This is a genomic window from Kocuria turfanensis, assembly GCF_001580365.1.
Classification (GTDB): domain Bacteria; phylum Actinomycetota; class Actinomycetes; order Actinomycetales; family Micrococcaceae; genus Kocuria; species Kocuria turfanensis.
In genome coordinates, this window is the sequence record NZ_CP014480.1 from 857,311 (window position 1) to 882,479 (window position 25,169).

The window sequence follows — 25,169 nt, forward strand, 5'->3', positions numbered from 1 at the left end:
GCCGGGCCGCCGGGCCCGTGCTCGTTGTTGCCTGTCGCATCTTGTCAGGGCGATCTTGTCAGGGCCGGGGCGCGCAGCGGCGCACCTGCTCAGCGCGGCGCGCCGGGCGGCGGCGCGGATGTGAGCGCCGTCTCGGCGAACCACGTGGTGGTCTCCCCGTGCCGTTTCTGCTCGAAGCGGCGCAGCCCGGACGGCCACGCCGGCTCGGGCGAGCGCGAGGACCGCTCGACCACGACCACCCCGCCCTCGCCCAGCCGGCCCACCAGCGCCGCCAGCACCGCGGTCAGCTCGCGCTCGCCCAGCGGGTAGGGCGGGTCGGCCAGCACCAGGTCCCAGGGACCCGCCGCGGGATCGGCCAGGTAGGCGGCGACGGCGCCCTGGTGGACCGCGACGACGTCGTCGCGGCCCAGCGCCCGGTGCACCACGGCCGCGTTGGCCCGGCAGGCGCGGACGGCGGGCGGGTGGCGCTCGACCAGGGTCACCGCCGCCGCGCCCCGGCTGGCGGCCTCGCAGCCCAGCGCCCCGGACCCGGCGAACAGGTCCAGGACCCGGGCCTCGTGGAGCATGCCCCAGGCCTCGAGGCGGGCGAAGAGCGACTCCTTGACCCGGTCGGTGGTGGGGCGGGTGCCCTGGCCCGGCACGGACTGCAGGCGCAGTCCCCCGGCGGCTCCGGCGATGATCCTGCTCATGGTCGTGCTCCTCCCGTCCTCGACCGCACCGGGCTCAGCCCCGGTCCAGGAACGCCTCGGCGTCCGGGGCGAGGTAGCGTTCGATGGCCTCGGCGAGCTCGGGGTGCTCGTCGAGCCCGGGGTCCTCGCCGAGGAGGGTGACGGCGTCCCGGCGGGCGCGCTCGATCAGCTCGGCGTCGTCGAGCGCGCGCAGCAGCCGCAGGGTGGACCGTCCTCCCGACTGCGCCGCGCCGAGGATGTCCCCCTCGCGGCGCAGCTCCAGGTCGGCCCGGGCGAGCGCGAAGCCGTCGGTGGAGCCGGCCACGACCTCGATGCGCTCCCGCGAGGGGTGCTCGGCGGGGCGCCGGGTGACCAGCAGGCACGTCCCGGCGTGCCCACCCCGCCCGATCCGCCCGCGCAGCTGGTGCAGCTGGGAGATGCCGAACCGGTCGGCGTCCACGATGATCATCAGCGTGGCGTTGGGGACGTCCACCCCCACCTCGACCACGGTGGTGCACACCAGCAGCTGCACCACCCCGGAGGCGAAGTCCTCCATGAGGCGGGCCTTCTGCACCGGGTCGAGCCGGCCGTGGAGCACCTCGGCGCGCACGCCGTCCAGCACGGGCTGCCGGGCGATCAGCTCGGCCAGCCAGGCCACGGAGGCCATCGGCGCCTCGGCCTCCTCGTCCTCGGCGGCGGCTGCGCGGGCGGACTCGGCCAGGGAGCCGGCGGGCGGGGCCTCGTCGTCGTCCCCGATCTTGGGCGCGACCACGTAGACCTGCCGGCCCGCGTCGATCTCCTCGCGGGCGCGGCGCCACAGGCGCTGCTCCCAGGCGGGGTGCTCCACGAGCCCCACCGTGTGGGTCGCGATGGGCTGGCGCCCGGCCGGCAGCTGGTCCAGCACGGAGACGTCGAGGTCGCCGAAGACGGTCATGGCCACGGTCCGCGGGATGGGGGTCGCGGTCATCACGAGCAGGTGCGGGGGACGGCCGGCCTTGTCCCGGAGCCGGTCGCGCTGCTCCACGCCGAAGCGGTGCTGCTCGTCCACGACGACGAGCCCGAGGTCGGCGAACTGCACGACCTCGGAGAGCAGGGCGTGGGTGCCGATGACGATCCCGGCCTCCCCGGAGGCGATCTGCAGCAGCGCCCGCTTGCGCGCGGCCGCACCCATCGACCCGGTGAGCAGCACGACCTGCGTGCCGTCGGGGTCCCCGCCCAGCTGCCCGCCGTGGGCGAGGGGGCCGAGGGAGCGCAGCACGGAGCCGTGGTGCTGCCCGGCGAGCACCTCGGTGGGCGCGAGCAGCGCGGCCTGGGCGCCCGAGTCGACGACCTGCAGCATGGCGCGCAGCGCCACGAGCGTCTTGCCGGCGCCCACGTCGCCCTGCAGCAGCCGGTTCATGGGGTGGGTCCCGGCGAGCTCCGCCGCGAGCTCCTCCCCCACGGCGCGCTGTCCGGCGGTGAGCTCGAAGGGCAGGGCGGCGTCGAACTTCGCCAGGAGCCCGTCCGGGGTGCCGGGGCGGGCGGTGGTCGGGTGGGCCGCGAGCTCGGCCCGGCGGCGGGCGAGGGCGCACTGGAGCAGGAAGGCCTCCTGGTAGCGGAAGCGGCGGCGGGCCTCGCCGTGGGCCCGCGTGTCCCGCGGCCGGTGCACCTGCCAGTATGCCTCCTCGAGGCCCATGAGCCCTTCCCGCTCGCGGATGCTCTCCGGCAGCGGGTCCGGGACCGCCGCGAAGTCGACGACCGGCAGCAGGGAGTGCACGGCGCGGGCGATCTTGTCCGTGGTGAGCTTGGCGGTGGCCGGATAGATGGGGATGGGGCGCCCGGCCCGCTCCTCCGCGCTCTCCCCGGCCTCCGGGGCGTCCGGGTCGAGGATCGCGTAGTGCGGGTTGGTCATGGTCACGGCGCCGTTGTACAGCCCGACCTTCCCGGAGAACAGGGCGTGCGTGCCCGGGGGGAGGTCCCTGGCCGCGGTCCAGGCGTTGAAGAAGCTCAGCCGCATCGTCCGGCCCGGGGCGGGCTCCGCGTCCTCGAACAGCAGCCGGGGGTCCGAGGAGACGCGGTCGGTGATCACCACGTCCGTGATCGACCCGCGGCGGGAGCGCATCTGGCGGGTGGAGGCGGAGACGACCTCGGCCACGATGGTGACCTGCTGGTCGATGCGCAGCTCCGAGAAGGGGGTGAGCTCGCCCCGGGGCATGTACCGGCGGGGGAAGTGGTCGAGCAGCTGCCCGATCGTGCTCACGGAGAGCTGCCGCGCCAGCTGGTCGGCCGTGGCGCGGCCCAGCAGGCGCGCGAGCGGCTGGTCGAGCTCGGGGACCGGGGCGGGGAACGCCCCGCCGGTGTGGGACCGGGCCATCTCAGGCGCGCCTCATCCGTCCGCCTCCGAGAGGGAGGTCACCGTGAGGTTGACGGCCTCGCCCCGGGCGCCGATCACCGCGAGCGCCTCCTCGGTGCGCTCCACGTGCACGTGCACGCGCCACCGGTAGCCGTCCCCGGCCTCGGAGACCGCGCTCATGATCACGCTGCTGCCCACCTCGCTGAGCTCGTGCCGCAGCTCCGCGGCGTCCAGCGGGGACAGCTCCACGGTGCACATGACCTCCACGCCGCCGTGCACGGTGTGCGGGGCGGCCTGGGCGACCGCGGCCCGTGCGGCGGCGTCGTCGATCAGCTGGTCGAGGCCGGCCTCGTCGCCGGCGTCGTCCCCGCCCACCGTGCGGGCGAGCGCGTCGAGGACGACGAGCATGCCCAGCGCCCCGGCGTCGACCGTGCCGGTCTCGCGCAGGATCTCGAGCTGGTCGGGGGTGGCCAGGACGGCGGCGCGGGCGGCCTCGCTCACCTGGGCCAGGAAGTCCTTCAGCTGCTGGTTCGACCCGTCCCCCACGTCCTGCGGGACCGGGACGGCCGCGGCCGCCTCCAGCACCGAGAGCATGGTGCCGGCGACCGGGTCGGAGAGCACGCTCCAGGCCCGCACGTGGCCCGCGTGCAGGGCCACGCGCACGGACTCGGCGCTCATCCGGGTCTGTCCCTCGAGGGACTGGCCCACCGCCGTGAGGAACACGGAGAAGAGGGTGCCGGAGTTGCCGCGGGCCTCCTCCAGGGCGGCCTGGCCGGCCAGGGCGAGCAGCTCTCCAACGTCGCCGGTCTCCAGCACGCCGGCGGCCTCGGCCGCGGCGCGCACGGTGGTCGCCAGGTTGGTCCCGGTGTCCGAGTCGGCGACCGGGAAGACGTTGAGGGCGTTGAGCACGGGGCTGTGCCGGACGAGATCGCGGTGGGCCAGGTCGAGCCACCGCCGCATGACGGCCGTGTTCGATCCGATCCTATGGTTCAAAGTGATCCCATCCTTCACCGACCGGGTGCCCGAGGGCGAGGTGCGGCGCTCGTCCGTCGAGCAGCACCCGGGGGCGGGTGCCGTCGTGCCCCGGGGGCGCGGGCGCACACGAGCCTATCGCACGGAAGGCCCCGGGCAGGGGGGCGCCCTGTGGAAAGACGGCCAGCAGGCCGTGGTCCTCCCCGCCGGTGAGCACCCAGTCGCGGGGGTCCGCGCCGACCAGCCGGGCGGCCGGCTCCAGGGGTTCGGCGAGGGCGGCCACGGCCGCGCCGTCGAGGTCGACCACGACGCCGCTGGCGGCCGCGACCCGCCCGGCGTCACGGAGCAGGCCGTCCGAGAGGTCGATCATGGCGGTGGCGCCGGCGCGGGCGGCGTCCGGGCCGGCCGGCACGGGGGCGCACGGGCGCAGCTGCGCCGCCGCGAGCTCGTCCAGGAGCTCGTCCTGCCCGGCCCGGTAGCGGGGGTCCTCCAGCAGGGCCACCCCGGCGGCGGCGCGGCCGGTCGTGCCGGCCAGGGCGAGCACGCCTCCCTCCCGGGCCCCGGCGCGGCGCACCGGATCCCGGCCCTCGAGGTCGCCGGTCACCGTCGCCGTGACCGACAGCTCCCGTCCGGCCCCGAGGTCCCCGCCGACCACGGCGCAGCGCTGCGCCCCCATGGCCTCGCATCCGGCGGCGAGACCGCGGGCGAAGTCCTCGGGCCAGGACACGGGGGTGTGCGGGGGCAGGGTGAGCGAGACGACGAGGGCCGAGGGGACCGCGCCCATCGCGGCCACGTCGGCGAGGTTCTGCGCGGCGCACTTGACGCCGGTGTCGTAGCCGGTGGTGCGCACGCCGCTGGGCCAGGCGAGGCGGAAGTCCTGATCCTGGACCTGGGTGTCCGTGGTGATCACGTACCGGCCGTCCGGGGCCGCGACCACGGCGCAGTCGTCCCCGGGACCGAGCAGCACCTGGGCGGCGGGCCGGGCGAGAAGCGGCAGCACGCGCGCCAGCAGCTCCGCCTCCGAGAGCTCCCCGACCGTCGGCTCCGCCGCGGGCGGCGCGTGGGGTGCAGGGGGGTCCGCTGGGGGTCGGCTCATGGCGCTCATCCTAACGAGGGGCCCGGACGCGGGAACGGCCCCGGCCACGGATTACGCTGGTGGCATGCCCCTGCTCCCCCCGCCCCGTCCTGCCCGCGCCCTGCTGGCGGCGGGCGCCCTGGCCGCGGTCCTCACGGGCTGCACCCCGGCCGTCACCGTGGACCCCGCCGAGAACGCCGCCGACCCCGGGTGCGCCCCGGCGATGCTCGCCATGCCGGAGACCATCGGTGAGCACGAGCAGCGGGAGACCACCAGCCAGGCCACCACGGCCTACGGCGAGCCCACGGCGGTGGTCGTCCGCTGCGGGGTGACGCCCCCCGGCCCGACCACGGACCCGTGCTCCTCCGTGAACGACGTCGACTGGCTGATCCGCCAGGGCGGCGCGGACGGCGAGGACGGGGACACCTGGACCGCCACCACGTACGGCCGCGACCCCGCGGTGGAGGTGGTGTTCGACAGCACCGCCGTGTCCTCCTCGACGCTGCTCGTGGAGCTGGGCTCCGCGGTCGAGCAGATCCCCGCCGACCGCCAGTGCCTGGACCTCCAGGACGCCGCCGAGGGGTTGTGACCCCCGCCGGCGCCCGGTGCGGTGGCGCCGGGCGCCGGCGCGCGGTGCGGCCCGCGGCGGAGTGTGACGGGCGGGGCGGGCCGGCGGTTCCCCGGCGTGTCCGGGATCACTATCGTGGGTGCCCCGGCACGGCCGGGAACCGGCCGCACGGACCGCAGCGGTGCCCTCCCGGCACCTCGAGAGCACAGGAGGACGAGCCATGACGACCGCACGAGAGATCATGACCCCCGGCGCGGAGTGCATCGGGAAAAACCAGAGCCTCGAGGAGGCCGCCCGGAAGATGAAGGACCTCGACGTCGGTGCGCTGCCCATCTGCGGGGAGGACGACCGGCTCAAGGGCGTGCTCACCGACCGCGACATCGTGGTGCGGTGCCTGGCGGTCGGCACCGACCCCCGCCAGGTGAAGGCCGGGCAGCTGGCCCAGGGGAAGCCGGTGACGATCGGCGCCGACGACAGCGTGGAGGAGGCCATCGACACCATGCAGGAGCACCAGGTGCGCCGCCTGCCGGTGATCGACGGACACGCCCTCGTGGGCATGATCAGCCAGGCCGACATCGCCCGGTCCATGCCCGAGGACCGCGTGGGTGAGCTCGTCGAGCTGATCTCCTTCGACTGAGCCCCCGGTACGGACCGCCCGGCACGGACCGTGCCGGGCGGTTTGTGCCCGCGGCCCCCGGGCGGGCTACCATCGGTGCCTTCCCCGGCACCGGCCGCGGCGGAACGGGAATAGGTCCGTTCCCCGCCGGGTTGTGGCGTGGACACCTCAACGACCGCACCATCCACAGGAGGAGATCACCCGTGGCCACCGATTACGACGAGCCCCGCGTCAAGCCCGAGGACGAACCCGCCAACGAGTCGCTCGAGGTGATCCAGGCCCAGCGCAGCGCCACGAGCCAGAGCCCGGCGATCGACGTCGACGACGCGGACACGGCGGAGGGCATCGACCTGCCCGGCGCGGACCTGTCCCAGGAGGAGCTGCTGATCCAGGTGGTGCCCGAGCAGGAGGACGAGTTCACCTGCATGTCCTGCTTCCTGGTCCGCCACCGCAGCCAGCTCGCCCGCGAGAAGGACGGCGCGAAGTACTGCCTGGAGTGCGAGGGCTGACCCGCCCGGCGGGCCCGCCGCGGCTCACTCGTGGCGCAGGGAGGCGATGGGGTCCTTCCGCGCGGCCCGCACGGCCGGGATCGTGCCGGCGAGGAACGCGATCCCCATGACGGCCAGCACGATCAGCCCGACCCTCCCCGCCTCGAAGGCGAACAGGGACAGGCCGGGCAGACCCGAGAGATAGCCCCCGGCCAGCGCGCTGCTCACCGCGGAGCCGCCGGCGACGCCCGCCGCGGCGCCGAGGGCCGCGCCGAGGAGGCCGATCAGCACGGCCTCCAGGGAGAAGAGGCCGAAGACCGTGCGCCCGCTCATCCCCATGGCCTTCATCAGCCCGATCTCCCGGGTGCGCTCCTGCACCGACATCAGCAGCGTGTTGATGATCCCGAGGCCCGCGGCCAGCAGGGCGATCACGGCACAGGCGTTGAGGATCCACACGATGGCGTTGATGACCGTGCGGAACATCCCCAGCTGGTCCTCCACCGTCAGGCCGAGCATCTCCCGCTCCTCCAGCCGGGACTGGATCTCGGCAGCCCGCCCCATGTCCTCGACCGTGACCGTGGCCATCGCGAAGCTCTCGGGCACCTGCTGCGGCCCGCCGCTCACCTGGTACGCGTAGAGCCGCTCGTTGAAGGAGTCGGACGGGATCGGGTTCAGGGAGGTCCCCGCCAGGCTCGCCTGGGTCACCCCGGAGATGCGGGCCGGGAACGCCCGGTCCCGCTCCGCGAGGTCGGTCATGACCACGACCACCTCTCCTCCGACGGCCTCCGCGGCGGAGGCGTAGCCGAGGTGGGCCACCCAGCTGTCCGGGACCGCGATCTCGTCCCGCTCCGCGGCCGGGGGCCCGCCGGCCACCATCTGCAGGCCCACGGCGTCGACCGGGATGCCCGGCGAGAGCTGGAAGCGGCTGCCGTCCGCGGCCTCCAGGTAGGTCGGCGAGACCGCGTACATCGGCTTGACCGACGCCACGCCGTCGAGGCCCTCGAGGAACTCGACGTCCTCCGGGGAGAGCCCCTCGAAGGACACGCCGAAGCCCGTGCGGATCCGCGTGGTGTCCGGGTCGTACTCGCGCGGCCCGGCACCGGCCGAGAGCTCGACAAGGGGCTGGGACTTCTGGACGTAGAGCGCGTCGGCGTCGCCGAAGGCGGCCACGGTGTCGTCGATGTAGCGGTTCACACCGGTGCCCATCCCGGAGGTCAGCGTCAGCGCGCAGGCCCCGATGAACACCGCGACCACGGTCAGGCCGGTGCGGATCCTCGCCCGCCGCGCGTTGACCGCCGCGGAGCCGAGCAGATCGGGCCACCTCACGGGACGCCCCCGGCGCCGGCGAACGCGCCGCCCGGTGCGGCGCAGGCGGGCGGCGCGAGCACCGGAGCCCCGCAGCGCTGGGACCGGCGGCCGCACCGGGCCGCCCGCGCAGGGCCGTGGGCGCCCACCACGGTCCTGCCGTGCTCCGCGCGGCCGTGCACCTGCACCGGGCCCCCCGCCCCGGGCACTCCTGAGCTCATCGACTGCCTCTCCCCGCCTCGGGCGGACGTGGCCGCCCTCCGGAGTGCGGCCGGCGGAGTGCCCGAGCGGCACCCCGTGGACTCCATCATGTGCGTTCGCGAATGACGGTGCGGACCGGACACGTGTCCCCACTAGTGCAGGGTTGCGCCGGGGGAAAGGGGCCGGATCCGGATCCCGGCCGCCCCGGCGCCCGCGCGGCGGCCTCTGCGGCCCGGCCCGGGTCCGCCGCCTCATGCCGTCACGTAGCCGTTCACCCTTGCTAACGATGTGCAGGAGTACATAGTTAAAGCACAGCAGTTCTTCGGTCGGGGGTTCCGGCTCCGTCGAACGGGCACTCGCCCCGTCCGGGCCGAACGAGGAGCAGCACGACGCGTCCCGTCGTGTCCGCGCGGGGGTGCGGAGGCGACACCGTCAGGGGCTCGTGCTGCGCGCTGGCGGTCCTGGGGTGGGCCCGGGCCGACTACGGACGATCAGGAGACACATCGACATGACTGCTACGAGAAAGCTGGTGGTCGCCGGCTCGTCGACGACCGTGCTGGTGGGGAGCCTGTTGCTGGGCGCCCCGTCGGCCGTCGCCGCACCGGTGGACGCACCGGCCGCTGACGCCCCGCCGGGCGTGGCCGAACCCGCGGCGCAGCAGGCCGCTCCGGCCGAGCTCCCGGCCGTGGCTCCCGCGCCCGTCGATCCCGCACCCGTGGAGGCCCCCGCGGCCGCCCAGGAGGCACCGGCTGCGCCGGAGGTGGTCCCGGCCGCACCCGCGGCGCAGGAGGCCGCCCCGGTCGCACCGCCGGCCGTGGACCCCGCGCCCGCGGACGTCCCGGCCGCCGCCCAGGTGGCACCGGCGGCCCCCGAGGTCGCCCCGGCCGCACCCGCGGCGCAGGAGGCCGCCCCGGTCGCACCGCCGGCCGTGGACCCCGCGCCCGCGGACGTCCCGGCCGCCGTCCAGGAGGTCCCGGCCGCGCCCGCGGCCGAGGTGGCCGCTCCCAGCGGGGGCGAGAACACCGGTCTGAACGTGGACACCTTCCTCACCGCCGCGCCCCTGGAGCAGCCGGCCGCGGCCGGGGTGCTCACCGCGCTGCTCGCGGCGGCGGTGGCCCTGCCCGGCGCGCTGGCGCTCCGGGCCCGCCGGCTCGGGGCGGCGCCGGTGCGGCGGGCGCCCGGCCGCGCCCCCGCACAGGGACGACCGGTCCCGGCCGTCGCGGCCCGGACCACGGAGAACAGGACAGCATGGGCATGAGCACCCTGCCGGCGCCGCCGCGCCCGGGCACGACCTCCCGCACGGACCCGCGGGCGCGGTGGGCGGCCGTGGTGACCATCTGCGCCGCCGTCCTCTGGGTGGGGCTGATGAACCAGTGGTTCCTCGCCCAGGAGCTCTTCGGCCACACCCCGGGCGCGGCGTCGCCGCTGCGCCTGAGCATCGACGCCGTGGACTTCGAGGCGGACGTCCTGCCCTACAACCCCACGGAGGACCAGCTCTCGGAGGCCTCCCTGGTGCCCCCGCAGACCTACAGCGGCTACTGGCTCACCCCCTACGGGATGCCCGGCGCGGGCTCGGAGAACACCACCTACATCGCCGGGCACAGCTACGACCGGGTCGCGCTGCCGTTCAACAAGCTCAGCGACCCGTCCCTGGTCGGGAAACGGCTCGAGGTGGAGACGGTCGACGGGACGCTCGACTACGTGGTCGACTCCGTCACGACCTACGAGAAGGACACGCTCAAGGACAGCGGGATCTGGCGGGTCGTGCCCCACCGCATCGTGCTGATCAGCTGCTACACGCGTGACGCGGTCGGCAAGAACGTCGTGGTCACCGCTTCCCCCGCCCCGGAGGACTAGGCCCGGCCCCGAGGGGAACGGGCGGGCCGGAGAGTCAGCGCAGGCCGACCGGGCGCTCCATGGCCAGGCCGAGCAGCTCGTCGATCAGCCGGGCGTAGTCCAGCCCGGAGGCCGCCCACATCCGCGGGTACATGGAGATCGGGGTGAAGCCGGGCATGGTGTTGACCTCGTTGATGACGACCCGGCCGTCCGGGGTGTAGAAGAAGTCGGCGCGGCACAGGCCCTCGCCGTCGAGCGCCTCGAAGGCGGTCACGGCTCCGGCGCGGATGGCGTCGGTCGCCTCCTGCGGCAGGTCCGCGGGGCAGCTGAGCCTCGCGGAGGCCTGGGAGACGTACTTGGCCTCGAAGTCGTAGAAAGCGTGCTCGTCGACGATCTCGATCTCCCCGGGCATCGAGGTGCGGGCCGGGTCCGTGCCGCGGCCCTGGAGCACGGCGCACTCGATCTCCCGGCCCACGATGCCGGCCTCGACCACGAGCTTGCGGTCGTGCTCCCGGGCGGTCTCGATCGCCGCGTCCAGGTCCTCGGGCCGGTCCACCTTGGTGATCCCGAAGGAGGAGCCCGCCCGGGCCGGCTTCACGAACACGGGGAAGCCCAGCGCGGCGATCCGCTCGCGCACGCAGGCCGGGTCGAGAGCCCACTGGCGGTCGGTGACCACGGTGTAGGGGCCCACCTCCATGCCGGCCGCCTCGAAGGCCAGCTTCATGAAGTGCTTGTCCATGCCCACCGCGGAGGCGGTCACCCCGCAGCCGACGTAGCGCAGGTCCGCGAGCTCGAGGAGCCCCTGGAGGGTGCCGTCCTCGCCGAAGGGCCCGTGCAGCAGGGGCAGGACCACGTCGATGTGGCGGTCGCGGGTCACGGTCTCGCCGCAGGAGCCGGCCTGCCGGACGATCAGCTCGTTCTCCCCGACCTTCAGCGGCAGGCTCACGAGGTCCTCCCCCACCGGCAGCTCGGCGATCGGGTTCTCGTCCAGCAGCCGCTCCAGCTCCTCCTGCGGGCAGAGGAACCACTCACCGGAGGTGGAGATCCCGACCGTCACCACGTCCCACTTCTCCCGGTCGATGGCGCGCAGCACGCCGCGGGCCGTGATGAGGGAGATGGAGTGCTCGCTGGAGCGTCCGCCGAAGAGCACGGCGACGCAGGGGCGGGGGGTCATGGGGTGGTCCCTTCGGATTTGATCTCGCGGCCCAGCAGCAGCGGGGCCAGGTCGTCGACGGTGATGTCCTCGCGCAGGATGGCCACGACGGCCTCGGTGATGGGCATGTCGACGCCGTGCCGGCGGGCCAGGGCCAGCACGGCCGGGGCGGACTTGATCCCCTCGGCCGTCTGGGTCATCTCCTCCTGCACCTCGGCGAGGGTCGCGCCGAGCCCCAGGAGCCGGCCCGCCGTGCGGTTGCGGGACAGCGGCGACGAGCAGGTCGCCACGAGGTCGCCCATCCCGGCCAGGCCGGAGAGCGTCTCGAGCCGGCCGCCCAGGGCGAGGGCGAGGCGGGTGGTCTCGGCCAGCCCGCGGGTGATGATGGAGGCCTTCGAGTTCTCCCCGAAGTGCCGCCCGTCGGCGATGCCCACGGACAGGGCGATGACGTTCTTGACCACCCCGCCGATCTCGGTGCCCACCACGTCGGTGTTGGTGTACGGGCGGAAGTAGCGGGTCCGGCAGGCGTGCGCCACCCAGCTGGCGAGCTCCGTGGTGGGGGCCGCGACGACGGAGGCGGTGGGCTGCTCCTCGGCGATCTCCATGGCCAGGTTCGGCCCGGAGAGCACGCAGGTGCGCTCCCGCCAGTGCTCGGCGTCCCGGTCCGTGTCCCGGCCGAGCTCCTCGGCGACCACCTCGCTCATCCGCAGCCCGGTGTCCCGCTCGAGTCCCTTGGCCAGGGAGAGCAGCACCGCCTCCGGGTCGAGGTGCGGGGCCGCGGCGGCCAGCTGCGCGCGCAGCGCCTGGGCGGGCACCGCGAGGACCACCAGGTCGGCCCCGTGCACGGCGGCGGCGAGGTCCCCGGTGACCTGCAGGAGCCCGGGCAGCCGGATGCCGGGCACGTAGCGGTCGTTCACGTGGGTGCGCGCCACGTGCCCCATGGCGTCCGCGTCACGCCCCCAGAGCACGACCGTGCGGGCCGGGGGCTCGTGCCGGGCGTGCGCGGCGGCCCGGGCGCTGTCGGCCAGGACCTTGGCGAAGGTGGTGCCCCAGGACCCGGCGCCGAGCACGGCGATCTTCCGGGGGCCCCCGGCGGTTCCGGACGGGACGGGCAGGGGTGAGCCGGGCATGGGCCGGGCGGGGCCGGAGGGCGACGTCACAGGCGGCCTCCTCGGCTGCGGTCCCACAGGGCGGGCGGGGCCTCGGCCCCGCGCAGCGCCGCGAGCTCGTCGGTCACGGCCCGCATGATCGCGTCGGTGGCGTCCTCCAGCCGGGCGGCGTGGCGCCCCACGGGGTGCGTCAGGGCCGGGGCGTCGTCGCGCCACGGGGTGAGGTCCACGGGCGGGCCGATCCGCACGCGCACGTGCTTGCGCGGGAACAGGCTGACGGTCTGCCGACCGGTGGACGGGGCCCGGCCGAGGACCTCCTGGTCCCCCCAGTGCGCCAGCGGGATCACCGGGACGCCGGTGGCCAGGGCGAGCCGGGCGGCACCCGTGTGCCCGGTCATCGGCCACTGGTCGGGGTCGCGGGTGAGCGTGCCCTCGGGGTAGATCACCACCGCCCCGCCGGAGGCCAGCTCCGCGCGGGCGGCGGTGAGCGCGGCCGCGGCGTCGGGAGTGCCGCGCAGGACGGGGACCTGCCCGGTGGCCCGCAGCACCGCGCCGACCACGGGGGCGCGGAACAGCGACTCCTTGGCGAGGAACCGGGGCATGATGCCGTTGTCGTAGAGCGTGATCGCCACCGTCAGCGGGTCGAGCTCGGTGAGGTGATTGGGGACCACGATGAACCCGCCCTCCGCGGGCAGGTGCTCCGCCCCGGTCCAGCGCAGCCGCGCCACCAGCCGGTAGGCCGGCTTGACGATCCCCGCCAGCACACGGAACAGGCGGCGGTTCGAGGTGCGGCTCATCGACGGGCCCGGCTCACTCGCCGTCGAGCTCGAACGACGCCCCGAGCCCCGTCAGCTTGTCGGTGAAGTGCTCGTAGCCGCGCTTGATGAGCTCGACGCCCGTCACGTGGGAGACCCCGTCGGCGGCCAGCGCCGCGATCAGGTGGGAGAAGCCTCCGCGCAGGTCCGGGATGTTGATCTGGGCGGCCCGCAGCGGGGTGGGCCCGGAGATCACGGCCGAGTGCACGAAGTTGCGCTGCCCGAACCGGCACGGGACGGAGCCCAGGCACTCGCGGTGCAGCTGGATCGTGGCCCCCATCCGGTTGAGGGCGCCGGTGAAGCCGAAGCGGTTCTCGTAGACGGTCTCGTGCACGATGGACACGCCCTTGGCCTGGGTGAGGGCGACCACGAGCGGCTGCTGCCAGTCGGTCATGAAGCCGGGGTGGACGTCGGTCTCCACGATGAGCGGGTTGAGGTCCCCGCCGGGGTGGTAGAAGCGGATCCCGTCCTCGGTGATGTCGAGGCCGCCGCCGATCTTGCGGAAGGTGTTGAGGAAGGTCATCATGTCGGCCTGCCGGGCCCCGGCCACGAAGATGTCGCCGCCGGTGGCGAGCGCGGCCGAGCCCCAGGAGGCGGCCTCGATCCGGTCGGGCATGGCCCGGTGGCGGTAGCCGGTGAGCTCGGGGACGCCCTCGATCCGGATCACCCGGTCGGTCTGCACCGTGATGATGGCGCCCATCTTCTGCAGGATCGCGATCAGGTCCATGATCTCGGGCTCGGTCGCCGCGCCCCGCAGCTCGGTGTGGCCGTCGGCGCGGGTGGCGGTGAGCAGCACCTGCTCGGTGGCGCCGACCGAGGGGTAGGGCAGCTCGACCTTGGCGCCGTGCAGCCCGTGGGGGGCGCTCATCCGGATCCCCGACTCGAGCTTCTCCACCCGGGCCCCGAAGTGGCGCAGCACGTCGAGGTGGTAGTTGATGGGCCGGTCGCCGATCTTGCATCCGCCGAGGTCGGGGATGAACGCCTCGCCGATCGCGTGCAGGAGGGGTCCGCACAGCAGGATCGGGATGCGGGAGTCCCCCGCGTGGGCGTCGATGTCCGCGTGCCGGGCCGTGGTGACGTTGGACGGGTCCAGGGAGAGCCGGCCGTCCTCGCGCCCCACCTCGACCCCGTGCAGGGACAGCAGGTTGGTGACGACCTGGACGTCCTTGATCTCCGGCACGTTCGCCAGGACGGACGGCGTGGACCCCAGGAGGGCGGCCACCATGGCCTTGGGGACGAGGTTCTTGGCACCTCGCACGGTGACCTGGCCGGACAGGGGAACTCCGCCCGTGATGTGCAGTGCGCTGCTCATGAACTTCCGATCTGCTGTTGCCGGGCCACCCCCGAGCGGGAGCGGCACCCGTACAGTGTAGGTTCCCCGGAGAGGCGCCTCGCACAGGCGGGGTCGTGCGTGTCCGGGACAGCGCGCGGCCCGGCGGAGCCGTGAAGGGCTCCGCCGGGCCGGGATCGGGGCGCCGGGGCTCAGGTGCGGGCGGGCAGCGTGGTGGGCTTGAACGCGGGCCGGCGGGCCTCGTAGGCGGTGATGGCGTCCTCGTCCTGGAGGGTCAGCCCGATGTCGTCCAGGCCCTCCATGAGCCGCCAGCGGGTGTAGTCGTCGATGACGAACGGCACGGTCACGGTGTCGCAGCTCACGGTGCGCGCCTCGAGGTCGACCTCGATCGGAGTGCCGGGGTGCTCCTCGATCAGCTTCCACAGCAGCTCGACGTCGGACTGGTCGACCTGGGCGGCGAGCAGCCCCTGCTTGCCGGAGTTGCCGCGGAAGATGTCGGCGAAGCGGGCGGAGATCACCACCCGGAAGCCGTAGTCGCGCAGCGCCCACACGGCGTGCTCGCGCGAGGAGCCGGTGCCGAAGTCCGGGCCGGCCACCAGCACGGTCCCGTGCCGGTAGGGCTCCCGGTTGAGCACGAAGTCCTCGTTCTTGCGCCAGGCTGCGAACAGGGCGTCCTCGAAGCCGGTCTTCGTGATCCGCTTGAGGTAGACGGCGGGGATGATCTGGTCGGTGTCCACGTTGGACTGCTTCAGCGGGACGCCGACGCCCCGGTGCGTGCTGAACTTCTCCATGGGAGGGCCTTCCTGGGCTGCGGGTCGGGGGCTCACGCGCCGGCCGACGCGAGGTCGGTCGGGGCGGCGGCGGGCTCGAGGTCGGACGGGGAGGACAGGGTGCCGCGCACCGCGGTGGCCGCGGCCACGACGGGCGAGACGAGGTGGGTGCGCCCGCCCTTGCCCTGGCGGCCCTCGAAGTTGCGGTTCGACGTGGAGGCGCACCGCTCGCCCGGGGCCAGCTGGTCCGGGTTCATGCCCAGGCACATCGAGCAGCCGGCGAAGCGCCAGTCCGCACCGAACTCCTTGAACACCTGGTCCAGGCCCTCGGCCTCGGCCTGCAGCCGCACCTTCGCGGAGCCGGGCACCACCATCATCCGCACGTTCCCGGCCTTGGACCGGCCCTTGACGATCTCCGCGGCGGCCCGCAGGTCCTCGATCCGGGAGTTGGTGCAGGAGCCCAGGAACACAGTGTCCACCGGGATCTCCTTCATGGGGGTGCCGGCGCTCAGGCCCATGTACTCCAGGGCCCGCCGCGCGTTGGCCTTGTCGTTCTCGTCCCCGATGTCCTCGGGGTCGGGCACGGCCGCCGAGAGCGGGACGCCCTGGCCGGGGTTGGTGCCCCAGGTGACGAAGGGCTCGAGCTCGTCCGCGTCGAGGAACACCTCGGCGTCGAAGACGGCGTCCTCGTCGGTGTGCAGGGTCCGCCAGTACTCCACGGCGGCGTCCCAGTCGGCGCCGGCGGGGGCGTGCGGACGGCCCTGGACGTAGTCGAAGGTCGTCTCGTCCGGGGCGATCATGCCGGCCCGCGCCCCGGCCTCGATGGACATGTTGCAGATCGTCATCCGCGCCTCCATGGACAGGGAGCGGATCGCGGAGCCGCGGTACTCCAGGACGTAGCCCTGCCCGCCGCCGGTGCCGATCTTGGCGATGACGGCCAGGATGATGTCCTTCGCGGAGACGCCCGGGCGCAGGGTGCCCTCGACGGTGATCGCCATGGTCCGGAACGGCGCCAGCGGCAGCGTCTGGGTCGCCATGACGTGCTCGACCTCGGAGGTGCCGATGCCGAAGGCCAGCGCGCCGAACGCGCCGTGGGTGGAGGTGTGGGAGTCGCCGCAGACCACGGTCATCCCGGGCTGGGTGAGCCCCAGCTGGGGACCCACCACGTGCACGATCCCCTGCTCGGCGTCGCCGAGCGGGTGCAGGCGCACGCCGAACTCGGCGCAGTTGGCGCGCAGCGTCTCGATCTGCTTGCGGGAGGTGTCGTCGGCGATGCGGGAGAAGATGTCCTGCGTGGGCGTGTTGTGGTCCTCGGTGGCGATCGTCAGGTCCGGGCGGCGCAGCGGCCGGCCGGCCAGGCGCAGCCCCTCGAAGGCCTGCGGGGAGGTCACCTCGTGCAGCAGGTGCAGGTCGATGTAGAGCAGGTCCGGCCGGCCGTCCTCGCCCTGGCGCACGAGGTGGTCCGCCCAGACCTTCTCGGCCAGGGTGCGCCCGCCCGCGCGCCCGGAGGCCGGGGCGGGAGTCGTGGAGGGGGTGGAGGACTGGTAGTCCGGCATGGCGGATCCTTCCGTGCTGCCTGCGCGAGGCTGCCTGTGCGGGGTCGTGCCTCCATGGTCGCGGGCGGGCTCGTGGAGTGGCCAGCTTTGTCGCTTGCTTCTCACATGTTGAGACGGCAGTATCAGAGCATGGACACATCTGGACACATGGACCCGTCCGGCGCCCCCCTGGGCAGCCCCCTGGGCGGGCAGGGCACGGGCGAGGCCCTGCTGCTGAGCTCGGCCGCCTCCCCCAGCGGTGTGGGCGTCGTGGACAAGGCGTCCATGATCCTCGACGCCCTCGAGGCCGGGCCGGCGACCCTGGCGCAGCTGGTGAGCGCCACCGGTCTGGCCCGGCCCACCGTGCACCGGCTCGCCGTGGCCCTGGCCCACCACCGGTTCGTGGGCCGGGACATGCAGGGCCGCTTCGTGCTCGGGTCCCGGCTCGTGGAGCTGGCCTCCGCCGCCGGCGAGGACCGGCTGATCGCCGCCGCCGGCCCCGTGCTGGTCAACCTGCGGGACGCGACCGGGGAGTCCGCGCAGATCTTCCGCCGGCAGGGCGACTGGCGCGTGTGCGTGGCCTCGGCCGAGCGGCCGATCGGGCTGCGGGACACGATCCCCGTGGGCACGCAGCTGTCGATGAAGGCCGGGTCGGCCGCGCAGGTGCTCGTCGCGTGGGAGGACCACGACCGGCTGCTCGAGGGCCTGCGCCACGCGCGGTTCTCCGCCACGGTGCTGGCCGGGGTGCGGCGCCGGGGCTGGGCCCAGTCGCTGGGCGAGCGGGAGCCGGGCATCGCCTCCGTGTCCGCGCCCGTGCGGGGGCCCTCCGGCCGCGTGATCGCGGCGGTGTCGATCTCCGGTCCGATCGAGCGGCTCACCCGCCAGCCCGGACGCCTGCACGCGGAGGTCGTGGTGCAGGCCGCCCGCCAGCTCACCGAGACGGTGCGGGCCGCCGCGCACTAGATGGGCTGGTCCGCCGGACGCCGCAGGGGGCCCCGGAGGCGCGCGGGAGCGCGACCGGAGCGGCCCGGTGCTGTCCGCCCCCTCGGGCGGAGGCGCTCGCCCCCGGAGCCCTCCCGAGCGCCCCGCGGCCGCCCGGACCGGTCCGGCGGCGGATCTCTTGCCCGCGGATGCCCGCGCGAGTAGCCTGAGCGCCATCCGGCCAGGGGACCCACCAGGAGGTGGCGGCCATGGACGACCCGGTCCCGGTCCTGCTGCTCGCGACCAGCGACCCGGTCTCCCGGGGCATCCTGGGAGACGAGCTGCGTCGGCGCTACGGCGCCGACTACGAGGTCGTGGTCTGCGCCGACCACGCCCATGCCCGGGCGGTCCTCGGGGGGCTGCGGCGCTGGGGCCGTGCGGTGGCCCTCATCGTGGGCTGCTACGGGCCGTCGGACCGCGACGGGCTGGACCTCCTGCGGCGCGCCTACGCCGACCACCCCGCCGCCAAGCGGGCCGTCGCGGTGACCTGGGGCGACTTCGCCAGCGGCCCCACCGTGTTCCGTGCCATCGCCCAGGGTCACGCCGACCTGCTCGTCCTGCGCCCCGAGCGTCCGCGCGACGAGGAGTTCCACGGCGCGATCACCGACGCCCTCGACGACTGGCACCTGGCCCAGGGCGGCGGGTTCGAGGCGGTCCGGATGATCGGGGACCAGCGCGACGAGCGGGCCCACACGCTGCGCGACACCCTGGTGCGCAACCACATCCCGGTGGGCTTCCATCCGGTCGGATCCCCGGCCGCGCAGCGGATGCTGGAGAGCCTGGGCCTGCACGACCCGGCGCTGCCGGTCCTGGTGCTGCAGTTCACCTCGCCGCCGACGGTCCTGGAGGATCCCAGCGACCCGGAGATCGTGGAGGCCTTCGGGCTGAACCGGCCGCCGCCGACGGACAAGGTCTTCGACGTCGTCATCGTCGGTGCCGGTCCCGCCGGTCTCGCCGCGGCGGTCTACGCCTCCTCCGAGGGTCTCTCCACCATGGTCGTGGAGCAGCAGGCCGTGGGCGGCCAGGCCGGCACCAGTTCGCTGATCCGCAACTACCCGGGCTTCTCCCGCGGGGTGAGCGGCGCCCACCTGGCCTTCCGCTCCTTCCAGCAGGCCTGGGTCTTCGGCACGGACTTCCTGTTCCTGCGGCGGGTGGAGAGCCTCGGGACCGACGGGCCCGTACGCACGGTGACCACGTCCGACGGCGGCGTGGTGCGGGGCCGCACGGTGGTGGTGGCCACCGGCGTGGACTACCGGCGCCTCGGCGTACCGCAGCTCGAGGCCCTGGTGGGGCGGGGGGTCTTCTACGGCGCCGCCGTCTCCGAGGCGCCGTCGCTGGCCGGGCAGCGTGCCTGTGTGGTGGGGGGCGGCAACTCGGCGGGGCAGGCGGCCCTGCACGTCGCGAAGTACGCGGAGCACGTGACGCTGCTGGTCCGGGGGCCCTCGCTCGCGGCCAGCATGTCCAGCTATCTGATCACCCAGCTCGAGGCGACCCGCAACGTGACGGTTCGCTACGGGACCTCGGTGGTGGGCGCCCGCGAGCACGACGGGTGCCTCACCGCCGTCGTGGTCGCCCCCACCGGCGGTCCCGGCGCCGTCCCCGCGGAGGAGGTCGCGGAGGGGGTCGCGGAGGGGGTCGCGGAGGGGGTCGCGGAGAAGAATGCGGCGGCCGGCCCGGAGCAGGTCGCGGAGATGGGTCCGGAGGAGATTACGGCGTCCGCGCTGTTCGTGCTGATCGGTTCGGTGCCGCGGACGTCGTGGCTGCCCGGGTCGGTGGAGCGCGACCGCGCCGGGTTCCTGCGCACGGGCGGCACGGGGGATCCCGACGGCGCCGGGAGCGGCGCACCGGCCAGGTCGCCGCTGCCCCTGGAGACCAGTCTTCCGGGCGTCTTCGCGATCGGCGACGTCCGGGCCGGCTCGATCAAGCGCGTGGCGACCGCCGTGGGGGACGGCGCTACCGTGGTCTCGCTCCTGCACGGCTACCTGGCCGGGCACCCGCCGGCCGCCCCGGAGTCTCCCCCGGCCGCTCCTGCCGCCCCGGCCCCGCCCGCGGCCCGGACGGCCGATCCCGGGAACCCGGCCGGCGATGCGCTCCCCGGCTGAGACCGCGCCGCTGATCCCGGCGATGCGGCGGCTGCTCTACGTCGCCGCCTTCCTCGTGTTCCTCGCCGGGCTGGTGCTGTTCGTCTTCCCCCTGCGCACGGCCGACTGGTTCGCCTGGACGATCGAGCCGCCGATGACCGCCGTGTTCCTCGGCGCGGCGTACTGGTCCAGCGCGCTCCTCGAGGTGGCGGGGGCCCGCTCCGCCGGCTGGGACCGGGCCAGGCTGGCCGTCTGGCCCGTGTTCGTCTTCACGACGCTGACCCTGGGTGTGACCCTGCTCCACCTCGACCGCTTCCACCTGTCGCCGGAGCACCCGCCCCTGGCCCGCTTCGCCACCTGGGCTTGGCTGGCCATCTACGCCGCCGTGCCCGTGGCCATGCTCGTCATCGGCCGGCTCCAGCTGCGCTCCCGGGGGCCTGCCGGGCAGCCCGCGGCGGCCCGCGCACCGCTGCCGGGCGGGCTGCGGCTGCTCCTGGCGGCCGTCGCCGCCGTGCTGCTGGGGGTCGGCGTCGCGCTCCTGGTGGTGCCCGCCGCGGCGGCGGCGCTGTGGCCATGGCCGCTGACCCCGCTCACGGCGAGAGCGGTCGGGGCGTGGCTGGTCGGGCTCGGCTGGGCCGCGGCCTACGCCCTGCGCAGCGGCGACGCCCTGACCGTCCGCCCCCTCGGGGTGGGCGCCCTGGCCTTCGCCCTCCTGCAGGCGATCGCCCTGCTGAGGTACGGCGAGGCCCTGACGTGGGCGTCCGCGCCCGCGATCGGCTTCGTCACCGTCCTGCTCGCCATCGGCGCCGCGGGCGGATGGATCCTCGCGCTGCGCCCGGCGGCCGGTCGCCGCTGAGGGAGCCCTCCGGGCGTCCGCACCCGCCCGGAGGGCGGCCGGGGACGACCCGGAGGCCGCCCCGGGGCCCCTCAGGGTGGGGTCAGCCGCGCAGCGCGGCGAGCGCCTCCCGGAAGGCCGCGTGGGCCTCCAGCTCCGCCCGCACCGGCTCGACGACGGTGCGCCGGCCCGCCCCGGCCACCGAGGCCCGCAGCTTCCGCCGGACCGTGCGCTCGCGCAGCCGGGCGCCGAAGCCGGCGAGGATCCGCCCGGTCAGCGCCAGGAACAGCCCGGTCACCACCCCGGCGAGCACGAGCAGCGTGGGCACGGGCAGCGGGAAGCCCTCGACCGTGGGGAGCGGGGGCACGGGGATCTGGAAGTACTCCAGCAGGAACAGTCCCAGCAGCCAGAGGAGGCCGGCCACCACGGCGAGCATCGCGATCCACTGCAGCACGTCGAAGAGGAGCCACCACCAGACGTTCTTCCGGGCCCGGAAGTCGGTGCCGGCGATGGCCTGGTCGATGGCGTCGGGCAGCCGGGCCTCGTGGGTGCGGGCGGCCTGGCGCACCGACCGGGTCCACGGCTCGGCGGCCCCGGCCGCGGCGTCGTGGGCGAAGCCGCGCACCGCGGAGTCGGCGGCCGCCCGCTGGGCCGCGCCCATCGGCGGCAGCGAGGTCCGGTTGACCTCGGGGTTCACGGCGTCCCCCCGGTCCAGGTTGAGCCGCCGCATGGGGTCCTTGCGGAACTTCAGCAGCCACCGGGTGGCGATCCACCCCGTGTGCCCGGCGGCGTGCAGGGCGTAGGACTTCCCGGCCGCCCGCGCGATGCCCGGGACGTTTGCGGCCTGGGCGAGGCCGTCGGTGAGCCGGTCCTCCGACTCCGGCGTGATCCCGGCGGGCTCGCCCTCGCCGGAGGCCTGCGCGAGCCGCTCGGCGGCGTCGGTGACGTCGGCGTCGAGCCGGGCCCCGGCCGCGGCCTTCGTGTCCGCCACCTGGCGGATCCGGGAGCGCAGGGCCTCGACGCCCTCCCCCGACACCGCGGAGACGGCCACGGGCTTCGAGAGCCCGGTGGTGGGCAGCCCGTCCTGGGCCACGAGCTCCGCGAGCGAGGCCATCACGGCGGGGACCTCGGCGGCGGGCAGGCGGTCCACCTGGTTCATGACGACCATGGTCACGGCCCCGTGGCGGGCCAGCGGGGCGATGAACTCCTGGTGGATGATCGCGTCCGCGTACTTCTGCGGGTCCACGACCCACACCACCACGTCGACCATCCCGACCAGCCGCTGCACGATCGTGCGGTGGTGCAGGCTCACCGAGTCGAAGTCCGGCAGGTCCAGCAGGATGAGCCCGCCGGGGCCCTCCGGGGCGGATCCGCCCGCGAGCCGCTCCTTCACGCGCGTCCACCGCCCGGCGTCCTCCTGCCCCGCGGGCAGCGGGGTGTCCACGTGGTGGCGCTGGGAGACGTCCAGCCAGTCCAGCAGGGCCTGGCTGCCCGGCTCCCCCCACACCGCGGCCAGCGGCTCCGAGGTGGTGGGGCGGCGGGCCGCGGCACGGGCGATCTCCCGGCCCACCACGGCGTTGAAGAGGGTCGACTTCCCGGAGCCGGTGGCCCCGAAGAAGCCCACCACCGTGTGGTCGGCGGACAGCGAGCGGCGCTCGGCGGCGCGCGCCAGGACGGTGCGAGCCGCCGCGACGGCCTCCTCGTCGAGCCGCCCGTCGGCGAGGTCCGTGGCGCGGGCGAGCGCGGGCAGCCGCTCGGAGAGGGTCGGGGCGGGCCGGCGGGCGGGGCTCACGCGGTGTCCCCCAGCGTCCGGGCGGCGGCGCGGATGCGCTCGGCGGCGGCCTTCAGATCCTCCGCCTCCGGGTGTCCGTCCAGGACGTCGAGGCGCCGCAGGAACACGGACGCCTGCTCGTCCAGCAGCGCGGAGATGCGCGCCTCGAGGTTCCGGCGGGCGTCCTCGGCCATCCGCCGCACGGCGTCCTCGCCGAACACGGCCTCGAGCAGCTTGGTGCCGACCACCCCGGAGCCGCCGGCGATGCCGACCTCCAGTCCGGTCAGCCCGCCGGTCATCGAGAACACCCCGATCATCAGGATCACGGTCAGCGCGTTGACGCCGAGCGACATGGCCCGCGCCTTGGTGCGCTTGTCGGCGCCCTCCCGCTGGATCAGCTCCATGAGGTCGCCCTGCCAGGCCCGGACCTGCTCGGCCGTGCGCTGCCGGAAGTCGGGGGGCAGGGAGCCCAGGTCGGAGCCGCCCAGCAGCACGCGGCCGGCGGGCTCGTCCTGCCACCGGCGCTCGGCGGTCTCGGAGGCGCGCGCGGCCTCCTCGACGATGACGGTCTGCAGACCGGTCTCGATGGCCTCCTCGACCTGGACCTCCGGGGCCGGCCTGCCGCTGAGGAAGGCGGTGATCCGGTCGCGGACCCGGCCGATGCCGGCCTCGAGGTTGCGGAAGAACTCCCCGGTGCCCACGAAGTCCTGCCAGCGGGCGAGGACCTCGCCGCGCAGCAGGGTGCCGTCCCGGGTGGAGTCGATCACGGAGGCCAGCGCCTCGTCGAAGGCGCGGTCCACGTCGTGGCGCAGCTGCGCCCCGGCCCGCTGCTGGGAGAGCACGGCGTCCCCGGCGGCGTCGGTGCGCTCGGCGATGGAGCGCACCGCGCCGCCGAGGGTCCGGCGGGCGATCTCCGAGCGCGAGGCCGCGTCCCGGCCGAGCTCGGCGAGGAAGTCCACGACGGGGGCGACGACGTGGGGCGGGAGCATGCCGGTCTCGTTGAGCGGCGACTCCGGGACCGTGAACACCGGGGCGTCGCCGAGTCCCTGGTCGGCGAGCATCCGCCGGAGGTCCTCCTCGATCTCGGCCTCGAGCCCGAGCGGGACGCGGTCGAGGACCACGGCCACCGTGATGTCCCGCCCGGCGGCCTCCACCAGCAGCCGCCACGGGACGGCGTCCGCGTAGCGGTTGGCGGTGGTGACGAACAGCCAGAGGTCGGCGGCGGCCAGCAGCTGGCCGGCGAGCCGGCGGTTCTCGTCGGAGATCGAGTCGACGTCGGGGGCGTCGAGCAGGGCGACGCCCTCGGGGATGCGCGGCTCGGCCAGCAGCACGAGGGCCTGGCCGTCCGCGGTCCCGGGCAGCGCGGACGGGGCCGCGGTGTCCGCGGCGGTGGTGCCCGGCGGGGTGACCTTCCGGGCGTGGATCCGGCTCAGGTGCGGGAGCACCCGCTGGGTGGCGAACGCCTCGGCGTCGCGGGGGTGGTGGACCAGGATCGGCTGGCGGGTGGTCGGGCGGATGGCCCCCGAACGGGTCACGGGGTGGCCCACCACCGCGTTGACGAGGGTGGACTTCCCCGCGCCCGTGGATCCGCCGACCACCGCGAGCAGCGGGGCGTCGAGGGAGCGCACGCGCGGCAGGACGTAGTCGTCCAGCTGGGCGACGGCGCGGTCGATGTCCTCCCGCTCGTGCAGCACGTTCGTGGTGGACAGCGGCAGGCTCGACGCCGCGAGCAGGTCCCGCGCGTGCTCGAGGGCCCTGAGGGTCTCTGTCTGATCGGTCACCCGCTCATTGTGCCAGTCAGCCTGCTGTGCACCTACGGGAGCTCCCCGGCTCAGCCCATGCGCACGGCGATCTTGCCGCGGACGTGGCCCTCCTGGCTCCGCCGGTAGGCCTCGGCGGCCTCGGCGAGCGGCACGCTGCCGCCGAGCTCGATCCGCAGCGCGCCCCGGTCCACGAGCCGGCTCAGCTCCGTGAGGTCCTCGGCGGAGGGCCGCACCCACATCCACGTCCCGCCGTGGGCCTCCACGGCGTCGTCGGCCACGGAGGCGTGCCGCCCGCCGTCCTTCAGGACCGCCAGCGTCTGCTCGACGACCCCGCCCACGAGGTCGACCACGACGTCCACGCCCTCCGGCGCCAGCGCCCGGACCCGCCCGGGCAGCCCCTCCCCGTAGACGACCGGCTCCGCGCCCAGGCCGCGCAGGTAGTCGTGGTTGGCCTCCGAGGCGGTGCCGACGACCCGGGCGCCCCGGGCGACGGCGAGCTGCACGGCGTAGCCGCCCACGCCGCCGGAGGCGTTGTGCACGAGCACGGTCTGGCCCGCGGCGACCTCCAGGCGGCCGAGGACCTGGTAGGCCGTGAGCCCGGCCAGCGGCAGCGACGCCGCCCGGTCCCAGTCCACCGAGGCGGGCTTCGGCGCGAGCAGCCGGGACGGCAGGGCGACGTACTCGGCCATCGTGCCGCCGTGCACCCAGTCCGTGCGCGCGTAGGAGATCACCTCGTCCCCGGGGGCCCACTCCGGCACGTCGATGCCGACCGACTCCACGACCCCGGACACGTCCCAGCCGGGCACCACCGGGAACTGGACCTCCATGAGAGGGTCGAGTCCACCGGCCATGATCTTCCAGTCGACCGGGTTGATCGCGGCGCTGCGCACCCGCACGAGCACCCAGCCCGGGGGCACCTTGGGCTCGGGGAGGTCGGTGAGCTCGAGGACTTCGGGGCCGCCGTAGCGGGCGTACGTCAATGCCTTCATGCTCGGGGCAACCGG

At 75.1% G+C, this 25,169-nt stretch carries 22 protein-coding genes; 8 read left to right on the forward strand and 14 right to left on the reverse strand.

The window, feature by feature from the left end; all coding sequences use genetic code 11:
* Window positions 1-89: 89 nt before the first annotated feature.
* The 4 genes from rsmD to thiL are packed head-to-tail and all read right to left on the reverse strand — an operon-like array spanning window position 90 to window position 5,068.
* Complete coding sequence (gene rsmD / locus AYX06_RS03930) at window positions 90-689, reverse strand: 16S rRNA (guanine(966)-N(2))-methyltransferase RsmD (protein WP_062734685.1); 600 nt, start codon at window positions 687-689, stop codon at window positions 90-92.
* A 34-nt stretch (window positions 690-723) separates the two neighbouring features.
* On the reverse strand, window positions 724-3,021 hold the full coding sequence (locus tag AYX06_RS03935) for an ATP-dependent DNA helicase RecG (protein WP_062734686.1): 2,298 nt from the start codon (window positions 3,019-3,021) through the stop codon (window positions 724-726).
* 12 nt (window positions 3,022-3,033) lie between these two features.
* Window positions 3,034-3,993, reverse strand: a complete 960-nt coding sequence (locus tag AYX06_RS03940; RefSeq protein ID WP_307725487.1) for a DAK2 domain-containing protein — start codon at window positions 3,991-3,993, stop codon at window positions 3,034-3,036.
* Window positions 3,983-5,068 carry a thiamine-phosphate kinase gene (gene thiL / locus AYX06_RS03945; RefSeq protein ID WP_062734688.1) on the reverse strand — a complete coding sequence of 362 codons (1,086 nt, stop codon included), beginning with the start codon at window positions 5,066-5,068 and terminating at the stop codon, window positions 3,983-3,985. Before thiL ends, AYX06_RS03940 begins: the two co-directional genes overlap by 11 nt.
* A gap of 64 nt (window positions 5,069-5,132) precedes the next feature.
* On the opposite strand from thiL, the gene AYX06_RS03950 reads away from it, so the two are divergent.
* The 3 genes from AYX06_RS03950 (at window position 5,133) to AYX06_RS03960 (ending at window position 6,740) form a co-directional block, all read left to right on the forward strand.
* Window positions 5,133-5,636, forward strand: a complete 504-nt coding sequence (locus AYX06_RS03950) for a DUF3515 domain-containing protein (RefSeq protein ID WP_062734689.1) — start codon at window positions 5,133-5,135, stop codon at window positions 5,634-5,636.
* A gap of 199 nt (window positions 5,637-5,835) precedes the next feature.
* Window positions 5,836-6,252 carry a CBS domain-containing protein gene (locus AYX06_RS03955; RefSeq protein ID WP_062734690.1) on the forward strand — a complete coding sequence of 139 codons (417 nt, stop codon included), beginning with the start codon at window positions 5,836-5,838 and terminating at the stop codon, window positions 6,250-6,252.
* A gap of 182 nt (window positions 6,253-6,434) precedes the next feature.
* Window positions 6,435-6,740, forward strand: coding sequence for a DUF4193 domain-containing protein (locus tag AYX06_RS03960; protein ID WP_062734691.1), 306 nt, complete (start codon window positions 6,435-6,437; stop codon window positions 6,738-6,740).
* A gap of 24 nt (window positions 6,741-6,764) precedes the next feature.
* On the opposite strand, the gene AYX06_RS03965 is transcribed toward AYX06_RS03960, so the two are convergent.
* Entirely contained in the window at window positions 6,765-8,045 is a 1,281-nt protein-coding gene (locus AYX06_RS03965; RefSeq protein WP_062734692.1) for an ABC transporter permease, read from the reverse strand.
* Window positions 8,046-8,733: 688 nt separating this feature from the next.
* Here AYX06_RS03965 and AYX06_RS03975 point away from each other — a divergent pair.
* Both AYX06_RS03975 and AYX06_RS03980 read left to right on the forward strand, forming a co-directional pair.
* Complete coding sequence (locus AYX06_RS03975; RefSeq protein WP_157093451.1) at window positions 8,734-9,483, forward strand: hypothetical protein; 750 nt, start codon at window positions 8,734-8,736, stop codon at window positions 9,481-9,483.
* Window positions 9,480-10,082 (forward strand): class F sortase, encoded by a 603-nt coding sequence (locus tag AYX06_RS03980; RefSeq protein WP_232319387.1) that lies wholly within the window; start codon window positions 9,480-9,482, stop codon window positions 10,080-10,082. Before AYX06_RS03975 ends, AYX06_RS03980 begins: the two co-directional genes overlap by 4 nt.
* 34 nt (window positions 10,083-10,116) lie before the next feature.
* On the opposite strand, the gene AYX06_RS03985 is transcribed toward AYX06_RS03980, so the two are convergent.
* From AYX06_RS03985 to leuC, 6 genes are all read right to left on the reverse strand, one after another.
* A complete protein-coding gene (locus AYX06_RS03985) occupies window positions 10,117-11,235 on the reverse strand; it encodes a D-alanine--D-alanine ligase family protein (protein WP_062734696.1) in 1,119 nt (372 codons plus the stop codon).
* A complete protein-coding gene (locus tag AYX06_RS03990) occupies window positions 11,232-12,344 on the reverse strand; it encodes an NAD(P)H-dependent glycerol-3-phosphate dehydrogenase (RefSeq protein ID WP_062736867.1) in 1,113 nt (370 codons plus the stop codon). The genes AYX06_RS03985 and AYX06_RS03990 overlap by 4 nt, the downstream gene beginning before the upstream one ends.
* A gap of 26 nt (window positions 12,345-12,370) precedes the next feature.
* Window positions 12,371-13,120: a lysophospholipid acyltransferase family protein gene (locus AYX06_RS03995; RefSeq protein ID WP_062734697.1), complete on the reverse strand. Its 750-nt coding sequence runs from the start codon at window positions 13,118-13,120 to the stop codon at window positions 12,371-12,373.
* Between the two features lie 13 nt (window positions 13,121-13,133).
* Window positions 13,134-14,450, reverse strand: a complete 1,317-nt coding sequence (gene murA, locus AYX06_RS04000; protein ID WP_062734698.1) for a UDP-N-acetylglucosamine 1-carboxyvinyltransferase — start codon at window positions 14,448-14,450, stop codon at window positions 13,134-13,136.
* Window positions 14,451-14,620: 170 nt separating this feature from the next.
* Entirely contained in the window at window positions 14,621-15,220 is a 600-nt protein-coding gene (gene leuD / locus AYX06_RS04005; RefSeq protein WP_062734699.1) for a 3-isopropylmalate dehydratase small subunit, read from the reverse strand.
* A gap of 32 nt (window positions 15,221-15,252) precedes the next feature.
* A complete protein-coding gene (leuC, locus tag AYX06_RS04010) occupies window positions 15,253-16,755 on the reverse strand; it encodes a 3-isopropylmalate dehydratase large subunit (protein ID WP_232319388.1) in 1,503 nt (500 codons plus the stop codon).
* A 129-nt stretch (window positions 16,756-16,884) separates the two neighbouring features.
* Between leuC and AYX06_RS04015 the strand changes: the two genes are divergently transcribed.
* The 3 genes from AYX06_RS04015 to AYX06_RS04025 all read left to right on the forward strand — a co-directional run bounded on the left by AYX06_RS04015 (window position 16,885) and on the right by AYX06_RS04025 (window position 20,652).
* Entirely contained in the window at window positions 16,885-17,697 is an 813-nt protein-coding gene (locus tag AYX06_RS04015) for an IclR family transcriptional regulator (protein ID WP_261775370.1), read from the forward strand.
* Between the two features lie 227 nt (window positions 17,698-17,924).
* Window positions 17,925-19,817, forward strand: a complete 1,893-nt coding sequence (locus tag AYX06_RS04020) for an FAD-dependent oxidoreductase (protein ID WP_084271435.1) — start codon at window positions 17,925-17,927, stop codon at window positions 19,815-19,817.
* Entirely contained in the window at window positions 19,801-20,652 is an 852-nt protein-coding gene (locus AYX06_RS04025) for a hypothetical protein (RefSeq protein WP_062734700.1), read from the forward strand. The genes AYX06_RS04020 and AYX06_RS04025 overlap by 17 nt, the downstream gene beginning before the upstream one ends.
* An 82-nt stretch (window positions 20,653-20,734) precedes the next feature.
* Here the strand turns inward: AYX06_RS04025 and AYX06_RS04030 are convergent, their stop codons facing one another.
* The 3 genes from AYX06_RS04030 to AYX06_RS04040 are packed head-to-tail and all read right to left on the reverse strand — an operon-like array spanning window position 20,735 to window position 25,154.
* Window positions 20,735-22,423, reverse strand: coding sequence for a GTPase (locus AYX06_RS04030; RefSeq protein WP_062734701.1), 1,689 nt, complete (start codon window positions 22,421-22,423; stop codon window positions 20,735-20,737).
* On the reverse strand, window positions 22,420-24,183 hold the full coding sequence (locus AYX06_RS04035; RefSeq protein ID WP_062734702.1) for a dynamin family protein: 1,764 nt from the start codon (window positions 24,181-24,183) through the stop codon (window positions 22,420-22,422). The genes AYX06_RS04030 and AYX06_RS04035 overlap by 4 nt, the downstream gene beginning before the upstream one ends.
* Window positions 24,184-24,233: 50 nt before the next feature.
* The gene (locus AYX06_RS04040; protein WP_062734703.1) at window positions 24,234-25,154 is read right to left on the reverse strand and encodes an NADP-dependent oxidoreductase; all 921 of its coding nucleotides are present in this window, start codon (window positions 25,152-25,154) and stop codon (window positions 24,234-24,236) included.
* Between the last annotated feature and the right edge of the window lie 15 nt (window positions 25,155-25,169).